Here is a 713-nt window from a genome sequence, read left to right as displayed (position 1 = left end):
GAGCCGGTTTTCAGCTCTGCCTTGCCGGAATCGAACAGCGACATGCTGTCGAGGCGGACAATTTTCGGTACCGGTTTAGGTTTCGGCTGTGGTTTAGGTGGCGGCGGCGGAGGCACATACGAACGGATCGCATCCAGCACAGGCATTCGCAGACGCTCACCCTGATACAGACCGAGGCCCATCCGCGCCGGTACACCATTGCGCGCCAGGTCATCCAGCTCTGCCGCATCGTCACGCAGGACAGCAACGGCATCGGCTTTTGGTCCGAAATCATGCATCGGGATACGGTCATAGCGGGCAATATCAAAGCTCACGCGCTGCAACAGCTGACGATTGTTCCAGCCACTGCTGAGCAGCGCAGCAATGGCCGCCAGCGTGAAAATCCCGAGCGCACAACGGAAGGCCCGCCCACGCGGCGTCAGGCCTCGCCCTTCGGGCAGCAGCGGCAGGATAAAATCCGGGAAGGGGGAGATAACCGTACTGTCCGTCCCCACCGGCTGCCAGCCCGCGACCTGCTGCATCGCAGTGTGACGGGAAAGCCACGCAGTCCAGGCTGATGTGGCCAGACTTCCGGCAAGGATCGGCCCCATTCCCCACAGCACCGCGGTAGGAGCAATGACAGGAACGTCGGGGTTCTCATCCATAAAGACAGCTTTGACGTGCTGATGGAACCAGCTCATCAGGCTGTTCATCAGCACCTGTTGCTGCATCGC

The 713-nt window shown here is 60.9% G+C and carries 1 pseudogene; it reads right to left on the bottom strand.

From position 1 onward, the window contains the following. A pseudogene (locus ACG0Z5_RS23805) lies at positions 1-713 on the bottom strand (OmpA family protein); the annotation flags it as partial.

Origin of the sequence: Scandinavium sp. M-37 (genome assembly GCF_043558715.1) — a bacterium.
GTDB lineage: Bacteria > Pseudomonadota > Gammaproteobacteria > Enterobacterales > Enterobacteriaceae > Scandinavium > Scandinavium vulneris_A.
This window is presented reverse-complemented; position numbering and strand designations above follow the sequence as displayed.